The sequence below is a fragment of the Variovorax sp. CCNWLW186 genome, from assembly GCF_037203865.1.
In the GTDB taxonomy this organism is placed as follows: domain Bacteria; phylum Pseudomonadota; class Gammaproteobacteria; order Burkholderiales; family Burkholderiaceae_C; genus Variovorax.
Genome location: NZ_JBBCBO010000002.1, coordinates 298,765 through 324,335, shown reverse-complemented (window position 1 = coordinate 324,335; position 25,571 = coordinate 298,765). Strand labels below are relative to the sequence as shown.

Genomic DNA, 25,571 nt, shown 5'->3' with positions numbered 1-25,571 from the left:
AATCAAGGAGGCCTTCCATGGACCCCGCTTCTCATTGGCGCCCCTGCGCGCCACCCATGTTCCGACCCATCGATAACAACAGTTTGCAGCGCACCGCGCCGCAAGGGGATTCCCACGCCTGATTGACGCGGGAGGTTCTTCCCTTCGCGGCCCGCGCCGCGAAGGAAAAAAGAATGAAGAACGTCCTGAAGTCCGTTTTCGAGAGCTTCCTGCGCAGCCGCCGCATGCTGCATCACTTCGAGCGCTGGCAGACGATGCTGGGCTCGAAGCCCGTCGGCGTAGCCTCCGCCGCCATGCCGCCGGACATTGCGAAGGCGCTGGCCGCCGCATCGCACGCCGATGCAAGCGAGCTGCTCGCCGCACTCGGCAGCTCGCCACAGGGCCTGGGCGAAGAGAAGGCACAGGCGCTGCGCAAGCGCCTTGGCAGCAACGAGGTTCGCCACGAGCAGCCTTTGCCGTGGTGGACGCACCTCTGGCAGTGCTACCGCAATCCGTTCAACCTGCTGCTCACGGTGCTGGCGCTCGTGTCTTACGTGACCGAAGACATGAAGGCGGCACTCGTGATCGGCAGCATGGTGGGGCTGTCGACGGTGTTGCGCTTTTTGCAGGAGTCGCGCTCCAACAAGGCGGCCGAGCGGTTGAAGGCGATGGTGAGCAACACCGCCACCGTGCTGCGGCCGGAACGGGGCGCCGCGAGCGCTCCGCGCGTCGAAGTGCCGATGCGCGACCTTGTGCCGGGCGACGTGATCGCGCTTTCGGCCGGCGACATGATTCCGGCCGACTGCCGCCTGCTGGGCGCCAAGGACCTGTTCATCAGCCAGTCCGCACTGACGGGCGAAGCCATGCCGGTCGAAAAATTTCCGACCACCGACCGGGGCAGCCCCGAAGCCGGCGTGCTGGAGCGCGAGAACCTTCTGTTCATGGGCACCAGCGTGATCAGCGGCACCGCCACCGCGCTGATCGTGCACACCGGCAACCGCACCTTCTTCGGCGCGCTCGCGCAGCGCGTGGCCGCCGCCGACCAGGGCACGAGCGCGTTCCAGGCCGGCATCAACCGCGTGAGCTGGGTGCTGATCCGCTTCATGCTGGTGATGGCGCCGCTGGTGCTGGTGATCAACGGCGTGTCCAAGGGCGACTGGTGGGAGGCGGCGCTGTTCGCGCTGTCGATCGCCGTCGGGCTCACGCCCGAGATGCTGCCGATGATCGTGACCGCCACGCTCGCCAAGGGCGCGGTGGTGATGTCGCGCCAGAAGGTGATCGTGAAGCGGCTCGAAGCCATTCACAACTTTGGCGCCATGGACGTGCTGTGCACCGACAAGACCGGCACGCTGACGCAGGACCGCATCGTGCTGGAGCGCCACACCAACGCCTGGGGCGAGGCGTCGAACCGAGTGCTGCAGCTGGCCTACCTGAACAGCTTTCACCAGACGGGCCTGAAGAACCTGCTCGACAAGGCCGTGCTGAACCACGCCGAGATGCAGCCCGAGACGCGGCTGCAGACGGCCTGGCGCAAGATCGACGAAGTGCCGTTCGACTTCTCGCGCCGCCGCATGTCGGTGGTGGTGGAGAACGGCGGCAGCGAGCACCTGCTGATTTGCAAGGGTGCGCTCGAAGAAATTCTTTCTGTGTGTACCGCGGTGGAGCGCGGCGCGGAAGTGCTGGCGCTCGATGGCGACTTGCTGGCGAGCATCCACCGCGTGGCATCGGAGCTGAACGCGCAGGGGCTGCGCGTGGTGGCCGTCGCCAGCCGTGCACTGAGAGCCAACGCCCGCAAGCCTGTCTACGGCGTGGCCGATGAATCCGGGCTCACGCTGCTGGGGTACGTGGCATTCCTGGATCCGCCGAAGGAATCGACCGCGCCCGCGCTGCGCGCCCTGGCGGAGCATGGCGTGGCGGTGAAGGTGCTCACGGGCGACAACGAACTGGTCGCACGCAAGGTTTGCGGCGACGTGGGCATCGAGGCGGGCCACGTGGTGCTCGGCCGCGAGATCGAGGCGCTGGACGATGCGGGGTTGCGCACGCTGGTCGAGCAGCACCAGGTGTTCGCCAAGCTCACGCCGGCGCACAAGGAGCGCATCGTGCACGCGCTGCATGCCAACGGACACGTGGTCGGCTTCATGGGCGACGGCATCAACGATGCGCCGGCATTGCGTGCGGCGGACATCGGCATTTCGGTGGACGGCGCGGTGGACGTGGCCAAGGAGTCGGCGGACATCATCCTGCTGGAGAAGAGCCTGATGGTGCTGGAGCAGGGCGTGATCGAAGGCCGCCGCACGTTCGCCAACATGCTCAAGTACATCAAGCTCACGGCGAGCTCGAATTTCGGCAATGTGTTCTCGGTGCTGGTGGCGAGCGCGTTCCTCCCATTCTTGCCGATGCTGCCGCTGCACCTCTTGGTGCAGAACCTGCTGTACGACGTGTCGCAGATTGCGATTCCGTTCGACAACGTCGACCCCGAGTTCCTGCGCAAGCCGCAAAGCTGGAACCCGGCCGACCTGGGGCGGTTCATGGTGTTCTTCGGGCCACTCAGTTCGGTGTTCGACATCCTGACCTACGCAGTGATGTGGTTCGCGTTCTCGGCCAACACGGTTGCTCACCAGACCTTGTTCCAGTCGGGCTGGTTCGTCGAAGGCCTGCTGTCGCAAACACTCATCGTGCACCTGATCCGCACGCGAAAGATCCCGTTCCTGCAAAGCCGCGCCGCCTGGCCGCTGCTGGCCATGGGCGCAGCGATTGCCGCGGCGGGTATCTGGCTGCCAATGGGGCGGCTCGCGCACTACTTCAGACTGCAGGCGCTTCCGCTGGCCTACTTTCCATGGCTGGCCGCGATGCTGGCCGGCTATGCAACGCTCACGCAGACGGTCAAGGGGTGGTATGCGCGCCGGTATGGGTGGCAGTGACGGTTTTTGGCGCTTGTTCTGGGCGCTGCTGTCCAGGGCTTGTGCAAAGGCCACCGGGTACTCCCCTCCGCGAATGTCCCCCGGGGCTGCGCCCCTCCTCCTTTATTTCGCTGCGGGGAGCACCCGATGCCCTGTGCACCTGGGCACGCTCTGGGTGTACCGCTGATCAACGACCGCTCTATGCAACGCACCCGCTGGCGGGGTGCCTTGCGCAGCGAAATAAAGGAGGAGCCGAAGGCGGGGGACATTCGCGGAGAAAGGTACCCCGTCGGCGGGTGCGCCGCCCTGAACAACGCCACCGCACTAAATAAAAAAGCGGCACCGCCGAAGCGATGCCGCCTTTTCGCAAGAACTCGAGCGATCTGAACGAACCGCTCAGATGCTCATGATCGAAACAGCCTTGGTGTTCAGGTAGGCCTCGAGAGCCTCCGGGCCGCCTTCCGAGCCGTAGCCCGAATCCTTCACGCCGCCGAACGGCATTTCGGGCGAGGGTGCGGCGGGCTGGTTGATCCACAGCATGCCGAGTTCGAGCCTCTGGCTCAGCAGATGCGCGTTCTTGATCGACTTGGTGAACGCGTAGCCTGCCAAGCCGAACGGCAAACGGTTGGCTTCGGTGATGGCTTCTTCAAGCGTGTCGAAACCGCGAATCGCTGCGATCGGACCGAAGGGCTCGTTGTTGAACACGTCGGCATCGAGCGGCACGTCCGTCAGCACCGTGGGTGCGAAGAAGTTGCCCGTGTCACCAACACGTTCGCCGCCGGCCGCAATGGTTGCGCCCTTCTTGCGCGCATCGTCCAGCACATGGGCCATGGCCGTCAGGCGGCGTGCGTTGGCGAGCGGGCCGATGGTGGTGCCTTCGGCCAGGCCGTCGCCGAGCTTCAGGCCTTCGGTGTACTTGACCAGCGTGCGGGCGAATTCTTCGCGCAGGCTGTTGTGCACCAGGAAGCGGGTGGGCGAAATGCAGACCTGGCCGGCATTGCGGAACTTGGCGGCACCCGCGGCCTTGACGGCCAGGGCGACGTCGGCGTCTTCAGCGACGATGACCGGTGCGTGGCCGCCCAGCTCCATGGTGACGCGCTTCATGTGCGCGCCGGCCAGTGCGGCCAGCTGCTTGCCGACCGGCGTGGAGCCCGTGAAGGTGACCTTGCGGATGATCGGGTGCGAGATCAGGTAGTTCGAAATCTCGGCCGGGTTGCCGAACACCAGGCCCACGGTGCCGGGCGGAATGCCGGCATCTACGAAAGCCTGCAGCAGCGCGGCGGGCGATGCCGGGGTTTCCTCAGGCGCCTTTACCAGGAACGAGCAGCCGGTGGCCAGCGCGGCGCCGAGCTTGCGCACGATCTGGTTGATGGGGAAGTTCCAGGGCGTGAAGGCGGCGACAGGGCCGAGCGGCTCCTTGATCACCAGTTGCTGCGCAGCCAGGTTGCGCGAGGGCACGATGCGGCCGTAGACGCGGCGGCCTTCGTCGGCAAACCATTCGATGATGTCGGCGGCGGCCAGCGTTTCGCCCTTGGCTTCGGCCAGCGGCTTGCCTTGTTCCTGCGTGAGCAGCCTGGCGATTTCGGGGGCGCGTTCGCGGATCAGGCCGGCGGCGCGGCGCATGATGGCGGCGCGCTCGTTGGCGGGCGTGTTGCGCCACTTTTCAAAGCCGCGCTGGGCGGCGGCCAGGGCGCGGTCGAGGTCGGCGATGCTGGCATGCGCCACCTTGCCGATGGCCTTGCCGGTGGCCGGGTTCACGACGTCCAGGGTCTTGCCGCCGGTGGCGTCGACCCATTCGTTGTCGATCAGCAGGCGGGTGTCGGTGTAGCTGGCGGTCATGGCGAACTTTTCCTTCGAGGACTGGATGGTGAAAAAGGGGAAATCTGGATGCGCGATGCGGCACCCGGAAGGTGCGCTTGCGACAGCGGCGGCAATTTGCCGCCGGGTGCATAGATTAACCCGAGTTCGCGAAGGCCGCCGGAGCCGGGAAACCGGCCCCTTTTGCCGTTGCAGCCGCTACAGAATCAGGAGCGCGCGGAAGTCGTTGACGTTGGTGTTCGTGGGGCCGGTCACGAACAGGTCGCCAATCGCGTCGAAGTAGCCGTACGCGTCGTTGCGGTCGAGGTGGTCCGACAGCTTGCGCCCGGCCGCGGCGGCGCGCGCCAGCGTGTCGGGCGTCACGAAGGCGCCGGCGTTGTCTTCCACGCCGTCGATGCCGTCGGTGTCGGCGGCCAGCGCCCACACCTGCGGCTGGCCCATGAGTGCGCCGGCCAGCCCCATGCAAAGTTCGCCGGCCCGGCCTCCGCGGCCCTTGGCCTGGCCGGGCTGCCGCGGCCGGATCGTGACGGTGGTTTCGCCGCCCGAAAGAATGACGCACGGCCGCGCAAAGGGCTGGCCGCGGTTCGCCACGGCGCGCGCCAGCGCCGCGTGCATCTTGCCCACCTCGCGCGATTCGCCTTCGATTTCGTCGCTGAGGATGTGCGCCTCGATGCCGGCTTCGCGTGCCGCCTTGGCCGCGGCTTCGAGCGACTGCTGCGGCGTGGCGATCATGTGGACTTCATGGCCCTTGAAGACCGCATGGCCCGGCTTCGGGGTTTCGAGTTCGCCGCTTTCGAGCTGGGCGCGCACCGGCGCCGGCACCTCGATGCCGTAGCGGTCGAGAATGGCCAGCGCGTCGGCGCAAGTGGTGGCGTCGGGCACCGTGGGGCCGCTCGCAATGACGGCCGCATCGTCGCCCGGTACGTCGCTGATGGTGAGCGTGACCACGCGCGCCGGCGCACAGGCCGCGGCCAGCCGGCCACCCTTGATGCGCGAGAGGTGCTTGCGCACGCAGTTCATCTCGCCGATGTGCGCGCCGCTGTCGAGCAGTTGTTTGTTGATGCGCTGCTTGTCTTCCAGCGTGAGGCCTTCGGCCGGCAGCACCAGCAGCGACGAACCGCCGCCCGAGATCAGGCACAGCACCAGGTCATCGGCCGTAAGGCCCTGCGTCAGCGCAAGGATGCGCTCAGCCGCCTGCTGCCCGGCCGCATCGGGCACCGGGTGCGCAGCCTCGACGAGTTCGATGCGCTGGGGCACGCCTTCGGGGCGGGGCGGAATGTGGTCGTAGCGCGTGACGACGAGGCCCGACAGCGGCGCATCGGCCGGCCACAGGGCTTCGAGCGCCTGCACCATCGAGCCGCCCGCCTTGCCCGCGCCGAGCACCAGCGTGCGGCCTTTCTTCGGGTCCGGCGGCTTCGGCAGATGCGCGCCCAGCGTGGAAAGCGGCAGCGCGCGGTCTACCGCCACGCGGTAAAGATGTTCGAGGAAGGCGCGCGGTGCTTTGCGCGGGTCAGGGGTGGGGCCGAAAGAAGGGCTCGATGCGGTCATGGCTTGCTTTGTCTCCATCCGGCAATTGTGCGGCGAACGGCGGTCCGCCCTCTTGACCGCGGTCTATCCCTGCGTCTAGTTCGTCTTGGCGCCGGCCTGGAACCAGCGGCCGATCAATGCGCGCTCTTCGTCGGTCATGCTCGTTGTGTTGTTCATCGGCATGATCTTCGTCACTACCACCTGCTGGTAGATGGCTTGGGCATGCGCCGCCACCTGGTCGGGCGTGTCGACGCGCACGTTCTTCATTTGCACGGCGGCGCCGTGGCACATGAAGCAGCGCTGCTCGAGCACCTTCTGCACGTCCTTGAACGCCACGGCGGGCGCTGCTGCTGCAGCCGCGGGCGCCGCAGCCGGCTCGGGCTTCATCCACACGATGGTGAGGCCCAGCACCACGATGCCGACCAGCGCATAGGGCAGCGGGTTGCCCGCGTTGCCGAGCTTGAACCGATGCCGCACCACGAAGAACTGGCGAATGGCCGCACCGCCCAGCATGATGAGCAGCAGCACGATCCAGTTGTACTTGTGCGTGTAGGTGAAGCTGTAGTGGTTGCTCAGCATGGCAAACAGCACCGGCAGCGTGAAGTAGGTGTTGTGCACGCTGCGCTGCTTGCCGCGCTGGCCGTGCACCGGATCGACCGCCCGGCCTTCGCGCAGCGCCTGCACGTTCTTGCGCTGGCCCGGAATGATCCAGAAGAAGACGTTGCCGCTCATCGTGGTGGCCATCATCGCGCCCACCAGCAAGAAGGCCGCGCGGCCCGCGAACCACTGGCAGGCGAGCCAGGTGGCAAAGGCAATGAACACCGCGATCAGCACGCCGACGATGGTGTCGCCGTGCTTGCGGCGCCCGAAGATCTGGCAGATGCCGTCGTACACCATCCAGAACACGACGAAGAAGGCCAGCGCCACGCTGATGGCCGCGCCGGGCTGCCAATCCATCTTGCTCTTGTCGATCAGGTAGGTGCTGGCGTTCCACAGGTACGACATGGTGAAGAGCGCAAAGCCCGTGATCCACGTGCTGTAGCTCTCCCAGTACGACCAGTGCAGGTGGTCCGGCAGCTTCTTGGGCGCCAGCGCGTACTTCTGCATGTTGTAGAAGCCGCCGCCGTGCACGGCCCACTGCTCGCCGCCCACGCCCTTGTCGAGCGACTCCTGGTCCTGCGGCTTCTCGAGGCTGTTGTCCAGCATCACGAAGTAGAAGGAGGCGCCGATCCAGGCGATGGCGGTGATGACGTGGACCCAGCGCAGCAGCAGGTTGGCCCAGTCGAGGTAGTAACTTTCCATGTGAGGTGCTCTCTCTCAACCCCTTGGGCGCGTGGGGGCGTCGCCAAGGGGTTTCTTCAGCCTGCTCACCACTGCGGGCGCTGTAAGCAGAGAAAGTGCCGCGAACGCAGGCTCCATGACATGGGCCTCGCTCCGCTGCGGCTTGTTGTGGACTGAAAGTGTATACAGTTTTGGCAAGTGGCGGTTTGCTTTTTTGAAGGCGTCGCCGCCGGGAAAACCCTGTTCAACCCAGCGATTGCAACAACTGTGCCGCCACCGCCACGGCAATCACTTCCGGCTCCTTGCCGGTGATGCCGGGCACGCCGACGGGGCAAGTGATGCGCGCCAGTTCTTCGGGCGTGAAGCCCCGCGCCTCGAGCCGGTGGCTGAAGGTGGCCCACTTGGTCTTGCTGCCGATCAAGCCGATGTAGGGCAGGTCGTTATGCGTGCGCAGCCGCTTGAGGCAGGCGATGACGATGTCCAGGTCTTCGGCATGGCTGAAGCTCATGATCAGCACGCGGCTGCCCGGTGCGAGCGCGGCCACGGCGTCCTGCACGGGCTCGGAATGCTCGGTGTCGATCTGTGCCGGCAGCGCCTCGGGGAACACGCCGTCACGGCTGTCGATCCAGCGCACGGTAAACGGCAGGCTGGCCAGCAGCCGCGCGAGCGCAGCGCCCACATGGCCGCCGCCGAACAGCGCCACGGGCTTGAGCTGGGCGACCAAGTCGCGTTGCAGCGCCGGGGCATCGGCGGCCGTGATGCGCCGGTACAAGAGAAACACCACGCCGCCACAGCACTGCCCCAGGCTCGGGCCGAGCGGGTAGCGCTGGATGCCGTCGATGGCGCGCTGGCCTGCGAGCAGCTCACGCGCTTCCTGCGTGGCCTGGAACTCGAGCTGGCCGCCACCGATGGTGCCCGTGAGCCCTTCGGCCCACACCGCCATCCATGTGCCGGCTTCGCGCGGCGCCGATCCTTGGGTCGATTCGACGCGCACCAGCACCGCGTCTTCGCGCGCAAGGCGCGTGAGCAATTGATCGACCATGCCGTTCATTTCCGATACCTTCGGTTGCGGGGTTGCACGAGACTCACGGTATAAACCCGGCGATGAATCGTCAGCTTACGCCCCGTCGCCTTGCCTTGGCGGCATCCGTTCTTTCTTGCGCTCTCTGGCTTGCCGGCTGCGGGAGCACCGGCACCGTTCCGGGACAGCTGAGCGACGTCAAGACCGATCGCGGAGGGGCCGGCGCCGCGCCCCGCGCTTCGAATGCCGCCACCGCGCGCGAGTACCGCCGCGATGCCGCACGCCACATCTACGAAGCCAACAGGTCGCGCATCTACAGCGGCCAGTTGCCGCCCCTGCTGTACGCCGTCGGCACGTTGCAGGTCAACCTCGATGCCGGCGGCAAGGTGGTGTCTCTGCACTGGATGCGCGCGCCCAAGCACGCGCCCGAGGTCATCGCCGAAATCGAACGCTTCGTGCTGCAGGCCGCGCCCTTCCCTGCGGCCACGCGCCTGGGTGCCGTCACGTGGACCGACACCTGGCTGTGGGACAAGAGCGGGCGCTTCCAGCTCGACACGCTCACCGAAGGGCAGCTGCAAGGCGACTGACCCTCAGGAGCCGCGGTACGTGGAGTAGCTCCACGGGCTCACGAGCAGCGGCACGTGGTAGTGCTGGTCGGTGTGCGCCACGCCGAAGTCCAGCGACACCTTGTTCAGGAAATTTGGCTCGGGCAGCTTCACGCCGCGCGCCTTGAAATAACCCGCCACGTCGAACACCAGCCGGTAGGTGCCGACCTTGAGCGAGTTGTTGTCGTAGAGCGGCCCGTCGCTGCGGCCGTCTGAATTGAGCGTGAAACGCTTCACCAGCGTCGCGGCGTCGCCTTGGGTGGTGTACAGCGCCACCTCCATGCCGGCGGCGGGGCCGCCGTGCATCGTGTCCAGTACGTGGGTGCTCAGGCCCATGGGGCGCTCCTTCAATGATGGAACCGAGGTTCGGATGGGGCGGGAAATTCCGGTGGACAAAAGTGTATACAGTTACCGGCTTTGGGTCTATCATGAAAAACATGGAGTCCTCCACCACCCGTTCGATCGTCGACGCGCTCACCAAGGCAATCGTCGAGCACCGGCTGCAGCCCGGCACCAAGCTGGCCGAGCAAAAGCTGGCCGACCACTTCGGTGTGTCGCGCACGCTGGTGCGCCAGGCGCTGTTCCAACTGTCGCAGAACAAGCTCATTCGCCTCGAGCCCGCGCGCGGCGCCTTCGTGGCGGCACCGGCTGTCGACGAAGCCCGGCAGGTGTTCGCGGTGCGCCGAATGCTCGAGGCCGAGATGACGCGCGAGTTCGTGCGCACCGTCACGCCGGCGAAGATCAAGGCGCTCAAGGAACACGTGGCGCTCGAAAAGTCCGCCGTGTCGGGCGAAGACATTTCGGGCCGCACCGAGCTGCTGGGCGACTTCCACGTGCGCATGGCCGAACTCATGGGCAACCAGGTGCTGGCGCAAATTCTCGGCGAGCTGATCTCGCGCTGCGCCCTCATCACGCTCATGTACCAGAGCACCAGCGCGGCCGAGCACTCCAACGACGAGCACGCCGACATCGTGAAGGCGCTGGCCGCCCGCGACGAAGAGCGCGCCGTGCGCCTCATGACCGAACACCTGGAACACGTCGAGGCCAACCTCACGTTCGACCGCAAGGTTCCGACCAACGACATCTCGCTTGCACTGTCCTGAAGATTCCATGACCCCATGACTGTCTACGACACCACCCTGCCCTACCCGCGCGACCTCGTCGGCTACGGCCGCAACCCGCCGCATGCCCAATGGCCCGGCGGCGCGCGCATTGCGGTGCAGTTCGTCCTCAACTACGAAGAGGGCGGCGAAAACGCCACGCTGCACGGCGACGCGGGCTCCGAGCAATTTCTCTCCGAGATGTTCAACCCGGCGAGCTTTCCGGACCGGCACATCAGCATGGAAGGCATCTACGAGTACGGCTCGCGTGCCGGCGTGTGGCGCATCCTGCGCGAATTCGAAAAGCGCGGCCTGCCGCTCACGGTGTTCGGCGTGGGCATGGCGCTGGAGCGCTACCCCGAGCTCACCGCCGCCTTCAAGGAACTGGGCCATGAAATCGCCTGCCACGGCTGGCGCTGGATTCACTACCAGAACCTCGACGAAGCCACCGAGCGCGAGCACATGCGCCTGGGCATGGAAGCGATTGAAAAGCTCACCGGCGAACGCGCGCTCGGCTGGTACACCGGCCGCGACAGCCCCCGCACCCGCCGCCTCGTGGCCGACTACGGCGGCTTCGAATACGACAGCGACTACTACGGCGACGACCTGCCCTTCTGGATGAAGGTGCAGAAAACCGACGGCACGGTGGTGCCGCAGCTCATCGTGCCCTACACGCTCGACTGCAACGACATGCGCTTTGCGCTGCCGCAGGGCTACTCGCATGCCGACCCGTTCTTCCAATACATGAAGGACACCTTCGACGCGCTCTATGCCGAAGGCGATCCCGCCGGCGACAACAGCCCCAAGATGATGAGCATCGGCATGCATTGCCGGCTGCTCGGGCGGCCCGGCCGCATTACCGCGCTGCAGCGCTTTCTCGACCACATTGGCCAGCACGACCGCGTGTGGGTCTGCCGGCGCGTCGACATCGCGCGGCACTGGAAGCAGGCGCATCCCTTCGAATCTGCCGCCTCAGGAAGCTGACCATGAGCCTCACCATTGCCCAACTCAACGCGGCCGTACCGGCCGAAGCCGTGGCCCTCCTCGACGGCATCTACGAGCATTCGCCCTGGATTGCGCAACGCGCACTCGCCGCGCGCCCCTTCCGCTCGCTCGCGCACCTGAAGCATGCGCTGGTACAGGCATTGGCCGCTTCGTCGGCCGAAGAAAAGATCGGCCTCATTCGCGCCCACCCCGAGCTCGCGGGCAAGGCCATGATCAGCAAGACGCTCACGGCCGAATCGACCAACGAGCAGAGCAAGGCCGGCCTGACCGACTGCACGCCCGAAGAGTTCGCAAAGATCCAGAAGCTCAATGCCGACTACAACGCGAAATTCGGCTTTCCCTTCATTCTTGCGGTGCGCGGGCCCCGCGGCACGGGCCTTTCGAAGCGCGAGATCATCGACACCTTCGAGCGCCGGTTGTTCAACCACCCTGAATTCGAGCTCGGCGAAGCGCTGCGCAACATCCATCGCATTGCCGAGATTCGCCTGGACGACAAGTTCGGCGCCGACATCTCTCTTGGCAACGACGTGTGGGACTGGCACGAAGCACTCTCGGCGCATACCGATCCGGGCTACGCCGAAAAAGGCCAGCTCACCGTGACCTACCTGACCGACGCGCACCGTGCCTGCGCGCAGCAGATTTCGAGCTGGATGCGCGACTGCGGCTTCGACTCCGTGCACATCGATGCGGTCGGCAACGTGGTCGGCCGCTACGAAGGCGCAACGCCCGATGCCAAGACCCTGCTCACCGGCTCGCACTACGACACCGTGCGCAACGGCGGCAAGTACGACGGTCGGCTGGGCATCTTCGTGCCGATGGCCTGCGTGCGCGAACTCAAGCGCCAGGGCAGGCGCCTGCCCTTCGCCTTCGAGGTGGTGGGCTTTGCGGAGGAAGAAGGCCAGCGGTACAAAGCCACCTTCCTGGGCTCGGGCGCGCTCATCGGCCACTTCGATCCGCGCTGGCTCGACCAGAAGGACGCCGACGGGATCACCATGCGCGAAGCCATGAAGCACGCGGGCCTGGACGAAGCCGACATCCCGAAGATCCAGCGCGACCCGGCGCGATACCTCGGCTTTGTCGAAGTGCACATCGAACAGGGCCCGGTGCTCACCGAGCTCGACCTGCCGCTGGGCATCGTCACGGCCATCAACGGCGGCGTGCGCTACGTGGGCGAGATCATCGGCACGGCCAGCCACGCGGGCACCACGCCCATGGACCGCCGCCGCGATGCGGCCGCCGCTGTGGCCGAACTCATTCTCTACACCGAGCAGCGTGCGGCAAAGGACGGCGACTCCGTCGGCACCGTGGGCATGCTCGAAGTGCCGAGCGGGTCGATCAACGTGGTGCCGGGGCGCTGCAAATTCAGCCTCGACCTGCGCGCGCCAAACAATGCGCAACGCGATGCGCTGGCCGACGACGTGCTGGCCGAACTCAAGGCCATTTGCGAACGCCGCGGCGTGCGCCATGAGCTCGAAGAAACGATGCGCGCCTCTGCCGCGCCCAGCGCGCCGGACTGGCAGCAGCGCTGGGAAAAGGCGGTCGATGCGCTGGGCATTCCACTCTTTCGCATGCCTAGCGGCGCCGGTCACGACGCAATGAAGCTGCACGAGGTGATGCCGCAGGCCATGCTCTTCGTGCGCGGCATCAACTCGGGCATCAGCCACAACCCGCTCGAATCGAGCACCAACGACGACATTCAGCTGGCCGTACAGGCCTTCCAGAACCTGCTGGACAACCTTGCCGCCGAACAAGCGCACTGAAAAGAAAACACATGACCGACTACGCCAAGCTCGACGCCTGGATCGACGCGCACTTCGACGAAGAAGTGCAGCTCCTGCAGCAACTGGTGCGCGTGCCCACCGACACCCCGCCCGGCAACAACGCGCCGCACGCCGAGCGCACGGCCGAGTTGCTGAAGGACTTCGGCCTGGACGCCGAGAAGCACGCCGTGCCGGAGCAAGAGGTGAAGGACTATGGCCTCGAGTCGATCACTAACCTGATCGTTCGCCGCCCCTACGGCGCCGGCGGCCGCACCGTGGCCCTCAATGCACATGGCGACGTGGTGCCGCCCGGCGAAGGCTGGACGCACGACCCGTACGGCGGCGAAATTGCCGACGGCAGCCTTTACGGCCGCGCGGCCGCCGTGAGCAAGAGCGACTTCGCGAGCTTTACCTTCGCGCTGCGCGCGCTCGAAGCCGTGGCCAAGCCGACCAAGGGCAGCGTCGAGCTGCACTTCACCTACGACGAAGAGTTCGGCGGCATCCTCGGCCCGGGCTGGCTGCTCAAGCAGGGGCTCACCAAGCCCGACCTGATGATCGCGGCCGGCTTCAGCTACGAAGTGGTCACCGCCCACAACGGCTGCCTGCAGATGGAAGTGACGGTGCACGGCAAGATGGCGCATGCGGCCATTCCCACGACCGGCGTCGATGCGCTGCAGGGCGCGGTGAAGATCCTCAATGCGCTCTACGCGCAGAACACGCTCTACCAGCAGGTCACTTCGAAGGTCGAGGGCATCACGCACCCGTACCTCAACGTGGGGCGCATCGAAGGCGGCACCAACACCAACGTGGTGCCAGGCAAGGTGGTGTTCAAGCTCGACCGCCGCATGATCCCCGAAGAGAACCCGGTCGAGGTCGAAGCCACGATCCGCAAGGTGATTGCGGATGCCGCGGCGGAGAGCGCCGGCATCACGGTCGAGATCAAGCGGCTTCTGCTCGCCAATTCGATGAAGCCGCTCGCGGGCAACAAGCCGCTGGTCGATGCGATCCAGAAGCACGGCCAAGACGTGTTCGGCGAACCGATCAAGGCCATGGGCACGCCCCTTTACACCGACGTGCGCCTTTATGGCGAGGCAGGCATTCCGGGCGTGATCTACGGCGCCGGCCCGCGCACCGTGCTCGAGTCGCATGCCAAGCGTAGCGACGAACGCGTGGTGCTCGAAGACCTGCGCCGCGCCACCAAGGTGATTGCGCGCACGCTGAGCGACCTGCTGGCCTGAGCCCCCGGGGCGGGGTCACCTGCCGAACGGCCTGCGTTGCGGCCGTCCGACGCAGCGCATCAGCGGCCACCTACACCCGCCGGCAGGCACAGGCGCGCAGCATGGGGCGCATGACCGAACGCAGTTCCTCCATGTCCGCCCTGCCCGCCGATGCGCATGCGGTCTCGCATCGCTTCATCGATGTCGACGGGATGCAGATCTTCTACCGCGAAGCCGGACCGCGCGATGCGCCGGTGCTGCTGCTGCCGCACGGCTATCCGTGCTCGTCTTTCCAGTACCGCCGGCTCATGCCGGCGCTGGCCGACAAGTGGCGGCTGATGGCGCCGGACTATCCCGGCTTTGGCCTGAGCGGCACACCGCCGGCCGATGCCTTCGGCTTCGACTTCGACGCCTATGCGGGCTTTCTCGAGGCCTTCTGCGACAAACTGGAGATCGGCAGGTACGGCCTGTACCTGCACGACTACGGTTCGCAGGTTGGCCTGCGCCTGGCGATTCGCCATCCCGAGCGCGTGGCCGCGCTCATCATCCAGAACGGCGACATCTACGAGGACACGCTCGGCCCCAAGTACAAGGCCATCCAGGAATTCTGGCGCGACCCGTCGGCAAAGAACCGGGCGGTGCTCGAAGAGGCGGTGAGCGAAGACGGCTTTCGCGCCGAGTTCGTCGGCGAGGTGTCCGAAGCCCAGGCCGCGCAGATCCCGCCCGACCTGTGGAAGCTGCATTGGCCGCTGATGAACACGTCGCCGCGGCGGGAGCTTGCGCGTAAGCTGATGGAAGGCCTGAAGCAGAACCTCGAGTGGTTTCCGCGCTACCAGGCCTATCTGCGCGAACACCAGCCGCCCGCCCTCATCGTCTGGGGGCCGAACGACGGCTACATGCCCGAGGCTTCCGCGCGCGCCTACCTGCGCGACATTCCGAAAGCCGAACTGGTACTGACGGACGGCGGGCACTGGCTGCTCGAGACGCACCTGGAGCAGGTGGTTCCGGTCATCCGGCGGTTCCTGTCCTCCGCCCTTTCGCGCTGAGGGCAATCTCCTGCGTCACATGGAGAAACTTCTCCATGTCGGCCAGAGAGTTGCAATGCAGCGGTGAGACGCGCACCGTGCCTTCGAGCCCGAACGAGTCGAGCATGCGCTTGGAGTAGATGCTGCTTGCCACGCGCTCGTACACCGTCACGCCGCGCTTGCCGTACTCGACCACCGCCTGCGTGCAGTCCAGGTGATCGAAGCCGATGCCGATGATGAGGTCGCGCTTCGTCAGGTCCGGATGGTCGAGGAAGACCTTCACGCCTTCGATGTGGCGCAGGCCGGTCGCCGCGGCGTTGCCGTCCAGCAGCGCCGCAAGCAAGGCGCGCTCGTGCAGCTCGATGTGCGCGATGCCGGCTTCGAACAGCGCCCGCCGCTCGGCAGCGTCCGAAAAATGGCCGCCGAGCCAGCACACGTAGTCGACGATTTCGGTGACCACCGCAAACTGCCATGGGGCCGAGCTTCCCAGGTCCCAGAAGTCGGGCTTCTTGCCCGCGAGCTTGTGGTGCGGCAGCAGCGCCGCGCGGTCCGACACCCACGACAGGCCCGAGCCCCGGCAACCGAAGAACTTGTAGGGCGCCATGTTGATGCCGTCCACCGGCGTCTTCTGCAGGTCGATCAGCCCGTGCGGCGCGTGCTGCACCGCGTCCACCACGATGTAGAGATCGGGCTTGATCTCCCTTGCACGCCGCACGATCTGCTCCAGGTCGAGCTTGGCGCCCGAGATGTTCGATGCGTAGATGACGTTGAGCAGGCAGGTTTCCTTGTCGACCAGCCGCACGATCTCGTCGGCATCGACGCCGCCGGTCTCGGGGTTGCTCCCGGCTACCCGCAGCTCGCGGCCAGCCCGTTGGGCATAGAGGCTCATCGCGTCGAACGACGAGGGATGCTCCAGCACGGTGGTAACCATGTTCGTGCCGGGCACGTTCTCGGCCACCGCGCGCACCATGTCGAACATGGCGCCCGATGCGGTGAGCGATGCATAGACGCTGCCACCCTGCGCATTGAAGATGGTGCGTACATCGGCCGTGCCCCGGGCCTGGATCTCTTGCAGTTCGACAGCGGCGGCGTGAATGCGCTCCGCGTTGTCGGGAATGGCATCGACCTGCGCAAACCGCTCGACGGCCGCCTTCAGCCGGAACGAGCCGCCCGCGTTGTCGAAGTAGAGGCGCTCGCGCCCGTGGTGGTCGTGGTCGACGTTGAGAAAGCGCTGCTTCACCGCGCGCATGAGCGCTTCGGGAAACGCCAGCCCGTTGGCGTGGTGTGTGGTTGCCGGCATCCTCAAACGCCCTTGTTGTTCGGGTTCTTGTAGGCCTCGCGCACCGCATCGGACATCGGGAAATTGAGGTTCACGTTGCGCGGCGGGATCGGTGACATGAACCACTTGGCGTAGAGCTTGTCGATGGCGCCCGACTTCATCATCTCGGTCACGGCCTGGTCGACGATGGCCTTGAACTCGGGGTCGTCCTTGCGCATCATGATGCCGTAGGGCTCCTGCCGCAGCACGTCTTTCAGCAGCTTGTAGTCGGAGGCATTGGGCTGGTTGGCAATGAGGCCGGCGAGCTGCACGTCATCGAGCACGTAGGCCACGGCGCGGTCGCTCGCCAGCAGCAGGAAGGCGTCGGCCGTGTCCTTGCCCGCGATCTCCTGCACCTCGATGTTCTCGGTCTTGCGGAAGCCGCGCAGCAGCTGCATCGAGGTGCTGCCGGCCACGGTGGCCACGCTCTTGCCCTGCAGGTCGGCAATCGAGTTGATGCCCGAGTTCTTCTTGACCGCGGCGGTGATGTTGGTGACGAAGTGGCTCGGCGCAAAGTCGACCTGCTGCTGGCGCTGCACGGTGTTGGTGGTGGTCGCGCAGTCGAGGTCGACCGTGCCGTTCTGCACCAGCGGAATGCGGTTGGTTGAATTGAGCAACGTGTAGCGCACGTCGATCTTCTGCATGCCCAGCTTGGCCTTGATGGCGTCGACCACCTTCAGGCAGATTTCGTTGGTGAAGCCGATGGGCGCGCTTTCTGCACCCGTCTTGTAGGAGAACGGAATCTGCGTGTCGCGGCTGCCGATCTGCACGGTGCCGCTTTCCTTGATCTTGCGCAGCGTGGGGCTTTCTTGCGCCGCCGCGGCACCGCAGGCCAGCGCGATGCCGGCGCCAAGCACGAGGGACAGTTTGAAGTTCATGGAATGTTCCTTTGAAGATGAAGCAGGAAGTACACGGGGCAGCACGGTGCGAATCTTCAGTGCGGCTTCAAATTTCCAAAAGCGATTTTTTGTGATTGAATTACATGAATAAAAGTATTCAGTTCAGGAGCCCGCACGCACCGTGATGACCTTCAAGCAGCTCGAGGCCCTGTACTGGATCGCCAAGCTCGGCGGCTTTGCGCAGTCGGCCAACCAGCTTCACACCTCGCAATCGGCCGTGTCCAAGCGGGTGCATGAACTCGAGCTGCTGTTCGACACCGAGCTTTTCGACCGAACCCAGCGCACCGCGCGGCTGACCGAAAAAGGCGAAGAGATGTTCGTGCTTGCGGCCCGGCTGCTCGAGCAGCGCGATGCCGCCGTCGAGCAGTTCAGCAAACCGGGCGTGGTGGAGCGGCGGCTGCGCATCGGCGTGACGGAACTCACCGCAATGACCTGGTTGCCCCGGCTGGTGGGGCTGATCCAGCGGCACTACCCCAAGGTCATTCTCGAGCCCGACGTGGACGACAGCCTGCAGCTGCGCGACAAGCTGCTGGCGGACGAACTCGACCTGGTGATCGTGCCCGACACCTTTGCCGATTCGCGCATGCAGAGCAAGGCCATCGGCAAGGTGCAGAGCGCCTGGATGTGCAAGCCGGGCGTGGTGGCCGCCGCCGGCACCGTGCGGCTGCACGAACTCGCCCGGCACCGCATGCTGGTGCAAGGCAGCAACTCGGGCACGGGCCGCGCCTACGACGCGTGGATGAAGGACCAGGGCGTGCAGCCTTCCGACACCATCGTGGTGAGCAACCTCGTGGCGCTGACCGGGCTCACGGTATCGGGCCTGGGGGTGAGCTACCTCCCGCGCCAGTGCCTCGACCCGCTCGTTTCAGCCGGCATGCTCGCCGTGATCGACGTGATGCCCGCCCTGCCCGCGGTGCATTACGTGGCCATGCACAAGGGCGAGCACCGCAGCGCGCTCACTTCGTCGATCGTGATGCTGGCGCAGGAGTGCTGCGACTTCACGCGCATGTTCCAGGCCCAAGCTGATGAAGAACACGACAAAAAACGCGAGGAAGAACGCAAGCAATGAGCAAGGTGGCTGGTGCACACTTGGGCCCATGAAACGCCGCAAGCAAACCTCGTCCACGCCGTTCATCCGCGTCGGGCCCAGCGGAGTGCACGGGCTCGGCGCCTTTGCAACGCGCGACTTGCCCGCCTACGCATTCCTCGGGCTCTACGAAGGCCGCCGCTACACGCAGCAGGAAATCGCCGCCGGCGCGTGGAACGACCAGCTCACCTACCTCTTCACCCTCTCCAACCACGAGACCATCGACGGCGGCAAGGGCGGCAACGGCACGCGCCACCTCAACCATGCCTGCGACCCCAACTGCGAGGCGGTCGAAGAGTACGACGATGCGGGCGAGCTGGTGCTGAAGTTCCAGACCATCGTGCCGGTGGATGCGGGCGACGAGCTGTTCATCGACTATTCCCTGACCGCCGACGATGGGTCGCCAGCCTCCAAATACCCGTGCCATTGCGGTTCGCCCAACTGCCGCGGCACCATGCTGGCCCCGGTCGAGGCGGAGTGACCGCGCGCTGATCCGTTCACCTGGCGGCGGGGCGTGCTACGCTTGAACGGCCCCCAACAATGCCATGGCACTCGCGCCGCAAAAGCGAGCTTCCCCGAATGAAATCCGCCTTTCACATCGCGGTCCTCGACGACGAAGTCGACATCACCCAGCTGCTGGCCAACTACCTTCAAAGCCACGGCTTTCGCGTGACGCAGCTGCACGACGGCGCCTCGCTCATGAAGCTGATGGGCAGCGATCCGGCCGACCTCGTTCTGCTCGACCTCGGCCTGCCCGGCGAAGACGGCTTTTCCATCGCCCGCCGCATGCGCGAAAACTGGCGCTGCGGGCTCGTCATCGTCACCGGCCGCGGCGACGCGGTGGACAAGGTCGTCGGCCTGGAGGTGGGCGCCGACGACTACGTGACCAAGCCGTTCGACCTGCGCGAGCTGGTGGCACGGGTCAAGGCCGTGCTCAGGCGCCTGGCGCCCGAAGGCGGCCCGGTTGTTGCAACCGCCGCTCCGGCATCGGCAGCTTCGCCTGCTGCACCCGACCGGCTGCGCTTTGCGGGCTGGCAGCTCGACCTTGCCGCGCGCAGCCTTGCCAACCCAGAGGGGCAAGCCGTGCCGCTCACCGGCGGCGAATTCGACCTGCTGCGCGCGTTTGCCCGGCACCCCGGGCGCGTGCTGTCGCGCGACTTCCTGCTCGAGCAGACGCGCGGACGCGAAGCCGCTCCCTTCGACCGCACCATCGACGTGCAGGTCGGCCGGCTGCGCAAGAAGATCGAAGCCGATCCGGACGATCCGCAGATCATCAAGTCGGTGCGGGGCGCGGGCTACATCCTGGTTCCGCCGGTCACCCACGGCTGAGCCGAGCGTATGGCCAACCCCTCTTCGCCCAAGACTGCCGAGCCGGCGCTTGCCGCCTTGCAGGGGCTGCCTTCCGGCATCGAAGAGAGCAGCGTCTTCCGGTCGCTCTTCATCGCCTATCCCGATGCCCTGCTGCTCGTCGACCAGGCCGGCGGCATCGTGCTGGCCAACCCTTCCGCGGCCAGCCTGCTCGGCTTTGCGGTGGACGAGTTGGTGGGCCTGAACGTCGACGCCCTGGTGCCCGACAGCATCCGCCCGCGCCATGCCGCCTACCGCGAAGCCTATGGCCGGGCACCCCGCGCGCGGCCCATGGGCACGCAGATGGAGCTCGTGGCCAAGCGCAAGGACGGCAGCGAGGTCATGGTGGAGATCGCACTCAGTCCGCTGCAAAGCCACGGCCTGCCGTTCGTGGTGGCCGCCATCCGCGACATTGGCGCCTACCCGCGCGTGAAGCAGGCGCTGCAGCGGGCGCGCTACAGCGACTACCTCGCGCAGCTGGGCCGACTGGCGGTCGACACGCGCGACCCGCAGGTGATGCTCGACCACGTGCCCACCATTGCGGCGGAAGCGCTGGAGGTCGAGGTGGCCATGGTGCTGCTGCTGGAAAGCAGCCGCCTCGAATTCCGCGTGGCGAGCGGCGTGGGCCTGGTGCCCGGCGAAGAAATCGGCGCGCGCATTGCGAGCCATGCGAACACGCCGCCCGGTTTCGTGTTTGCCGAGGCTCAGCCCGTGGAAGTGCCCGACTACGGCAGTGAGCGCCGCTTCGCCGTGCCGCAGGCCTACCTCGACGCCGGCCTGGTGAGCGCACTGGCCGTGCCCTTCTACGACCGCGGGCGCTTCATCGGCGTGTTGACCGTGCACTCGCGCCAGGCCAAGCGCTTTGGCGACGAGGAACTGCGGTTTCTGGAATCGCTCTCGAACTTGCTGGCCACCAGCCTGCAGCGGGTGCAGACCGAAGAGGCGCTCAGCCACGCCCAGCGGCTCGAAAGCGTCGGCCAGCTCACGGGCGGCATTGCGCACGACTTCAACAACCTGCTCACGGTCATCCAGGGCAACCTGCAGGTGCTCGAAGAACTGCCCGCCATTGCCCAAGACGGCTATGCGCAGCAGCTGGTGGGGGCCGCGGCGCGGGCCTCGCGGCGCGGCGCCGAGCTCACGGGCAAGCTGCTGGCGTTTTCACGCCGGCAGATGCTGCAGCCCAACGCCGTGGACCCGCATGCCATGCTGCATTCGCTGGCCGACATGCTGCGGCGTACGCTCGACCAGCGCATCGGCATTGCGATCGACGCCACGCCGGATTGCCCGCCCGTTCTTGCCGACCCGGGGCAGCTCGAATCGGCGCTGTTGAACATTGCCATCAACGCGCGCGACGCCATGCCCGAAGGCGGCAAGCTGCACTTTCGCGCCGAGGCCTGCGGCGCGCTGCCTCGCGAAGTGCTCAATGAACTGGGCGAGGCCGGCGAACACGGCAGCTTCGTTGTCATTTCGGTTGCAGACAGCGGCACCGGCATGACCGAGGAAGTGAAGGAGCGCGCGTTCGAGCCATTCTTCACCACCAAGGAAGCCGGCCGCGGCACGGGCCTTGGCTTGAGCACGGTGTACGGCTTCGTGAAGCAGTCCAAGGGCGCCATTGCCATCGCAACCCAGCCGGGCGCGGGCACCACGGTCACGCTGTACCTGCCCCAGCTGTTCGACGCGGCGCCTCCCGTCGCGCCCGACGACGACGACGGCGAGCAGGCACTGCCCGCCGGGCTGCGCGTGATGCTCGTCGAAGACGACGCCGAAGTGCGCAAGGTGGTCCACACGTTCCTGGCCACGCTCGGCTGCGAAGTGGTGGCGGCGGAAAACGCCGAGCAGGCCCTTGTGCAGATGGAATCGGACACGGGCGCTTTCGACGTGCTGCTGAGCGACATTGCGCTCGGCCCCGGCATGCGCGGAACGCGGCTTGCCGCCGAGGCGCAGCAGCGCTTTCCGCGGCTCGCGATTCTTCTCATGTCGGGCTTCTCGTCGGAGCTGCTCGATGCCGACCGGGAGGCGCCGCCGAGCTGGGAGCTGCTGCGCAAGCCCTATTCGCGCGCAGAGCTTGCGCGCGCCCTGGCCCGGGTGCTCGCCGCGCGGCCTTGACGGCCCCGCGCCGAAGCTGTTCAGCGCACCAGATCCTGGAAGCGGTAGTAGGCACCGACGATCGGAAGAAACCACGGCTTGCCGAAATGCCCGGGAATTGCGGGCCACTCGAAGTCGCGCCACGGGTTCAGGTCGGCGCGGCCATTCAGCACTTCGGCCATGATCGCGCCCATGTAGGTCGACATGTGGGTTCCGTGCCCGCTGTAGCCCATGGAATAGAAAAGCCCGTTGCGCTCTCCGGCGCGCGGCAGGCGGTCGCGTGTCATGTCGACCATGCCGCCCCAGCAGTAATCGATACGGGTGTCTCTCAACTCGGGAAAGACTTGCACGAGCGACCGCTGCAGGATGGCACCGCTCTTCACGTCCGACTTGGGGTTGGTCGCCGCAAAACGCGCGCGGCCACCGAACAGCAGGCGGTTGTCCGGCGTCACGCGAAAGTAATTGACGAAGTTCTTCGTGTCCGTCGTCATGCGGCGGCGAGGCGTCAGCCGGTCGAGCACTTCGACCGGGAGCGGCTCGGTCACGATGATGAATGCACCCACTGGCACGATGCGGCGGCGGAACCACGCGAGCGGCCCCACGGCCGATGTGCCGGTCGCAAGCAGCACCTGCCGGGCGCGGGTGCTGCCGCCGGGCGTTTCGACCTGATGCACCGAACCGCCCTGCCGCTTGAGGCCCACAACGGGCGCGTTCTCGTAGATGCGCACGCCGCGCTTCGCGGCCGCCACGGCAAGGCCATGACCGTAGCGCCCCACGTGCATGCCCGCGCTCTTGCCGAAGACCATGCCGCCGAAATATTGGTCAGACCCGATCTCGCTGCGCAGTTCGGCCCGCGTCACCATGTGGGTGTCGGGATCGCATTCCTTCGCCATCAGCGCTTGCGAGCGGGCCAGCTTGTCGTAGTGTTCCGGCTTGGCGGCGAGCTTGAGCTTGCCGACACGCTTGAAGTCGCAGTCGATGCCCTCCTCCGCAATCAGCGACTCCACCTTGGAAACGCCCGCGTCGAACGCGCGATAGAGCATGTTGGCCCGCTCGCGCCCGAGCTTGCCCGACAGCGCGCAATAGTCTTGCGCGAAGCCGTTGTTGCACATGCCGCCATTGCGGCCGGAGGCGGCACTGCCCACGTTCCCGGCGTCGAGCACCGCAACGCTTGCACCCTTCTTGGCCAGTGCGATGGCCGCGGACAAGCCGGTGAAGCCCGCACCGACCACCGCCACATCGACATCGCCGCCGGGCGCCTCGGCCTGGCCGCCGGTAAACCTGGGCGCGGTATCTAGCCAGTAGGGCATCAGCTTCATAAGTGGATTTCCGTCATGTCAGGGGAACGCTTGGGTGTGCCGAGCCGGCGGCTCAGCCGAACGACTGGTTCGAAAGGGCGAACAGGCGCGGGTGGGCATCTGCCAGGGCATCTGCAACGGGAGCGGCATCGGCTGTGCGACGCTGTACATCGCGCACCATCGGTACCGCATGGCCGACGCAGGGCAGCCCGATTCGGGCGAGCCATGCCGACAGGCCGCTGTCCTCCGTCACGTCGATGCGAACAAACCGGCCGCGAAAGCGGTCCGCGAGCGCGGCGATGAGGTCCCTTGCATCGGCCGCGCTGCTGGCGCCCGATGCGACCACCGGGCCGATCACCACGCCATGCCCGAACTCCCTTGCCGAGGCGTAGGCCGACACACGGGCACCGCGGTCGACGACCATCGTCGTTCCGGCCGCGAGCAATGCATCGAGCAAAGCGGTGCGGTCCATTCCCGTGGCAGCCAGGTCCAGCCGGCGCAGGCTCTCGCCGTCTGCCGGCTGCATGGGCCGCAGGTGCGGCGGCGCGGCAGGCAGAGCGGCTTCAGGCGGCAGTGCGGCCTGGTGCTGGAACACCTGCCCGCGGGCGACGAACCCGAGTTGCGTATAGAGCGGAAGCCCTTCCTGGGTGGAGTTGAGGAACACGGTGCGGTTGCCCGCCTCGCGGAGCAGCTTCTCCATCAGGGCACGCCCCAGGCCGCGCCCCTGCATGGCCGGGTCCACGATGATCATGCCCACCGAGGCGTGGGTCTCGCCATAGGGCCACCACATCGCCGTGGCCACCAGGCGGCCGTCGGCCTCCACCGCGAAGCCGCTGCCGAGTTCGAAGGCAAAGTGCCAATCGGCCTCGCGATAGGGCCACCCCAGTGCGGCGGACTGCCGGACGGCGTCGGGCAAGTGATCCGCGCGCAGCACGGTGAGCCGCGGCGTCATGGCTGTCTTCAGAAGTCCGCGACCTTGCCCCACGCCGACGACAGGAATCTGTCCGGGTGGTAGGGGCGCGGATCGACGATGGGTTCGGTGCCGCTGACGATGTCGGCAATCAAATGGCCGGCCCCGGGGCCGATGCCGAAGCCATGGCCGCTGAACCCGGCCGCCAGCACGAATCCGGGCAGGTTCGACATCTCGCCGATTCCGGGAACGCCGTCGGGCGTGCTGTCGACATAGCCGGCCCAGGCAGCGCTGACCGAACTCTGCTTCAGCTCCGGCACCAGTTCCACCGCCCGCTTGTAGGTGAGGCTCACCACCGATGCGTCCACCTTCGGGTCGAGAACACGCATGCGCTCCATCGGCGTCGGCTTGTCGAGCCGCCAGCGGGACCAGCCCTCATGCCCCGAGCGGACGCCTTCGAGCCCGCCGGGCGCGAGATTGCGCCACCGCCGCTGGAACATGGGCAGGAACTGCGGCGCAAAACGCAGCAGCTGCGGCGTGGGGTCCACGCGTCCCCGGCCGCTGATGGCCAGGGTGTATCCGCCGTCCACGCGCCGCGTCATGGAAACACCGGTCGTGTGGAGCGCAGCCGGTATGTCCTTGCCGCCCGTGGCAACCGACAGCACCGTCTGCCGGATGGCAGCCTGCGGAAACCGGATGCCGTATTGGCGGCAGAACGAGGACGCCCAGGCGCCGCCGGCGAGCACCGCGACCTTGGTGCGGATGGTTCCCTTCTCGGTGACCACGGCCGAAAGCCGGCCGCCCTCGGTTTCTACACCGCGCGCGGCGCAGCCCTGGTGTACCGTGCCGCCCAGTTTCATGAGCGCCCGCACCACGGCCGGCGCCGCACGCGACGGGTCCGCGGTGCCGTCGGTTGGCGCAAAGACGCCGCCCTTCCAGGCCTTGCCGGTTGCGCGGCCGCGCTGCGCCGCTTCGTCCGCGGTCAGCATCTGGGTCTTGACGTCGACGGTGCGCGCAAACTCGCCCCACCGCGCCCAGCCTTCCAGTTCTTTCTCGCTGTTGCTGAGGTAGAGCAACCCGCATCTCTGGAAGCCCGTCACCTCGCCGGTTTCTGCGGTGAACTGCTCCCACAGGTCCAGGCTTTTGGTGGCCATCGGCAATTCGCGCGCATCGCGGTTCTGCTGGCGGCACCAGCCCCAGTTTCGGCTCGACTGCTCGGCGCCGACGCGGCCCTTTTCCACCAGCGCCACCTTCATGCCGCGCTTGGCCATGTAGTACGCGGCAAAAGCGCCGATGATGCCGCCGCCAATCACGACGACGTCCGCATGCGTCGGCAGGTTCGGGCTCGACTCGACTGGAAATAGAGGTGCAGGCATTCTCGGGATGTCC

The 25,571-nt window shown here is 66.6% G+C and carries 21 protein-coding genes; 11 read left to right on the top strand and 10 right to left on the bottom strand.

Features of this window, described 5'->3' with window-relative positions; all coding sequences use genetic code 11:
* Positions 1-173: 173 nt before the first annotated feature.
* Positions 174-2,900 (top strand): magnesium-translocating P-type ATPase, encoded by a 2,727-nt coding sequence (gene mgtA / locus V9K97_RS04015; RefSeq protein ID WP_337316374.1) that lies wholly within the window; start codon positions 174-176, stop codon positions 2,898-2,900.
* Between the two features lie 375 nt (positions 2,901-3,275).
* Here the strand turns inward: mgtA and V9K97_RS04010 are convergent, their stop codons facing one another.
* From V9K97_RS04010 to xdhC, 4 genes are all read right to left on the bottom strand, one after another.
* Complete coding sequence (locus tag V9K97_RS04010; RefSeq protein ID WP_337316372.1) at positions 3,276-4,718, bottom strand: NAD-dependent succinate-semialdehyde dehydrogenase; 1,443 nt, start codon at positions 4,716-4,718, stop codon at positions 3,276-3,278.
* Between the two features lie 177 nt (positions 4,719-4,895).
* Positions 4,896-6,245 carry a glycerate kinase type-2 family protein gene (locus V9K97_RS04005; RefSeq protein ID WP_337316370.1) on the bottom strand — a complete coding sequence of 450 codons (1,350 nt, stop codon included), beginning with the start codon at positions 6,243-6,245 and terminating at the stop codon, positions 4,896-4,898.
* A 75-nt stretch (positions 6,246-6,320) separates the two neighbouring features.
* Positions 6,321-7,526: a urate hydroxylase PuuD gene (locus tag V9K97_RS04000; protein WP_337316368.1), complete on the bottom strand. Its 1,206-nt coding sequence runs from the start codon at positions 7,524-7,526 to the stop codon at positions 6,321-6,323.
* A gap of 223 nt (positions 7,527-7,749) precedes the next feature.
* Positions 7,750-8,556 (bottom strand): xanthine dehydrogenase accessory protein XdhC, encoded by an 807-nt coding sequence (gene xdhC / locus V9K97_RS03995; protein ID WP_337316366.1) that lies wholly within the window; start codon positions 8,554-8,556, stop codon positions 7,750-7,752.
* Positions 8,557-8,609: 53 nt separating this feature from the next.
* Between xdhC and V9K97_RS03990 the strand changes: the two genes are divergently transcribed.
* On the top strand, positions 8,610-9,113 hold the full coding sequence (locus V9K97_RS03990) for a hypothetical protein (protein WP_258501785.1): 504 nt from the start codon (positions 8,610-8,612) through the stop codon (positions 9,111-9,113).
* 3 nt (positions 9,114-9,116) lie between these two features.
* Here V9K97_RS03990 and uraH read toward each other — a convergent pair whose 3' ends face one another.
* Positions 9,117-9,467, bottom strand: a complete 351-nt coding sequence (gene uraH, locus V9K97_RS03985) for a hydroxyisourate hydrolase (RefSeq protein WP_337316364.1) — start codon at positions 9,465-9,467, stop codon at positions 9,117-9,119.
* A 101-nt stretch (positions 9,468-9,568) separates the two neighbouring features.
* Here uraH and V9K97_RS03980 point away from each other — a divergent pair, with 101 nt between their 5' ends.
* The 5 genes from V9K97_RS03980 to V9K97_RS03960 all read left to right on the top strand — a co-directional run bounded on the left by V9K97_RS03980 (position 9,569) and on the right by V9K97_RS03960 (position 15,259).
* Positions 9,569-10,234 (top strand): GntR family transcriptional regulator, encoded by a 666-nt coding sequence (locus V9K97_RS03980; protein ID WP_225612662.1) that lies wholly within the window; start codon positions 9,569-9,571, stop codon positions 10,232-10,234.
* 15 nt (positions 10,235-10,249) lie between these two features.
* A complete protein-coding gene (gene puuE, locus V9K97_RS03975; RefSeq protein ID WP_281146400.1) occupies positions 10,250-11,215 on the top strand; it encodes an allantoinase PuuE in 966 nt (321 codons plus the stop codon).
* 2 nt (positions 11,216-11,217) lie between these two features.
* Positions 11,218-12,996: a 2-oxo-4-hydroxy-4-carboxy-5-ureidoimidazoline decarboxylase gene (gene uraD, locus V9K97_RS03970; RefSeq protein ID WP_337316362.1), complete on the top strand. Its 1,779-nt coding sequence runs from the start codon at positions 11,218-11,220 to the stop codon at positions 12,994-12,996.
* An 11-nt stretch (positions 12,997-13,007) separates the two neighbouring features.
* Positions 13,008-14,234, top strand: coding sequence for a M20 family metallopeptidase (locus tag V9K97_RS03965; protein WP_337316360.1), 1,227 nt, complete (start codon positions 13,008-13,010; stop codon positions 14,232-14,234).
* Positions 14,235-14,365: 131 nt separating this feature from the next.
* A complete protein-coding gene (locus V9K97_RS03960) occupies positions 14,366-15,259 on the top strand; it encodes an alpha/beta fold hydrolase (protein ID WP_443302540.1) in 894 nt (297 codons plus the stop codon).
* Here the strand turns inward: V9K97_RS03960 and V9K97_RS03955 are convergent.
* Positions 15,222-16,538 carry an aminotransferase class V-fold PLP-dependent enzyme gene (locus tag V9K97_RS03955; RefSeq protein ID WP_337316356.1) on the bottom strand — a complete coding sequence of 439 codons (1,317 nt, stop codon included), beginning with the start codon at positions 16,536-16,538 and terminating at the stop codon, positions 15,222-15,224. The two genes, V9K97_RS03960 and V9K97_RS03955, sit on opposite strands and share 38 nt — an antisense overlap.
* Before the next feature lie 2 nt (positions 16,539-16,540).
* Positions 16,541-17,434, bottom strand: a complete 894-nt coding sequence (locus tag V9K97_RS03950; RefSeq protein ID WP_337316354.1) for an amino acid ABC transporter substrate-binding protein — start codon at positions 17,432-17,434, stop codon at positions 16,541-16,543.
* Between the two features lie 145 nt (positions 17,435-17,579).
* On the opposite strand from V9K97_RS03950, the gene V9K97_RS03945 reads away from it, so the two are divergent.
* From V9K97_RS03945 to V9K97_RS03930, 4 genes are all read left to right on the top strand, one after another.
* Complete coding sequence (locus tag V9K97_RS03945; protein WP_337316487.1) at positions 17,580-18,524, top strand: LysR family transcriptional regulator; 945 nt, start codon at positions 17,580-17,582, stop codon at positions 18,522-18,524.
* 28 nt (positions 18,525-18,552) lie between these two features.
* A complete protein-coding gene (locus V9K97_RS03940) occupies positions 18,553-19,023 on the top strand; it encodes an SET domain-containing protein (RefSeq protein ID WP_185868136.1) in 471 nt (156 codons plus the stop codon).
* Between the two features lie 98 nt (positions 19,024-19,121).
* Positions 19,122-19,871 (top strand): response regulator transcription factor, encoded by a 750-nt coding sequence (locus tag V9K97_RS03935; RefSeq protein ID WP_337316352.1) that lies wholly within the window; start codon positions 19,122-19,124, stop codon positions 19,869-19,871.
* A gap of 9 nt (positions 19,872-19,880) precedes the next feature.
* Positions 19,881-21,995 carry a PAS domain S-box protein gene (locus tag V9K97_RS03930; RefSeq protein WP_337316350.1) on the top strand — a complete coding sequence of 705 codons (2,115 nt, stop codon included), beginning with the start codon at positions 19,881-19,883 and terminating at the stop codon, positions 21,993-21,995.
* Positions 21,996-22,015: 20 nt separating this feature from the next.
* Here V9K97_RS03930 and V9K97_RS03925 read toward each other — a convergent pair whose 3' ends face one another.
* Genes V9K97_RS03925 through V9K97_RS03915 form a run of 3 tightly spaced genes read right to left on the bottom strand, consistent with a single transcriptional unit; the run spans position 22,016 to position 25,558 of the window.
* Positions 22,016-23,293 carry an NAD(P)/FAD-dependent oxidoreductase gene (locus tag V9K97_RS03925; protein ID WP_337316348.1) on the bottom strand — a complete coding sequence of 426 codons (1,278 nt, stop codon included), beginning with the start codon at positions 23,291-23,293 and terminating at the stop codon, positions 22,016-22,018.
* A 52-nt stretch (positions 23,294-23,345) separates the two neighbouring features.
* Positions 23,346-24,224, bottom strand: coding sequence for a GNAT family N-acetyltransferase (locus V9K97_RS03920; RefSeq protein ID WP_337316346.1), 879 nt, complete (start codon positions 24,222-24,224; stop codon positions 23,346-23,348).
* An 8-nt stretch (positions 24,225-24,232) separates the two neighbouring features.
* Positions 24,233-25,558, bottom strand: coding sequence for an NAD(P)/FAD-dependent oxidoreductase (locus tag V9K97_RS03915; protein ID WP_337316344.1), 1,326 nt, complete (start codon positions 25,556-25,558; stop codon positions 24,233-24,235).
* Positions 25,559-25,571 lie beyond the last annotated feature (13 nt).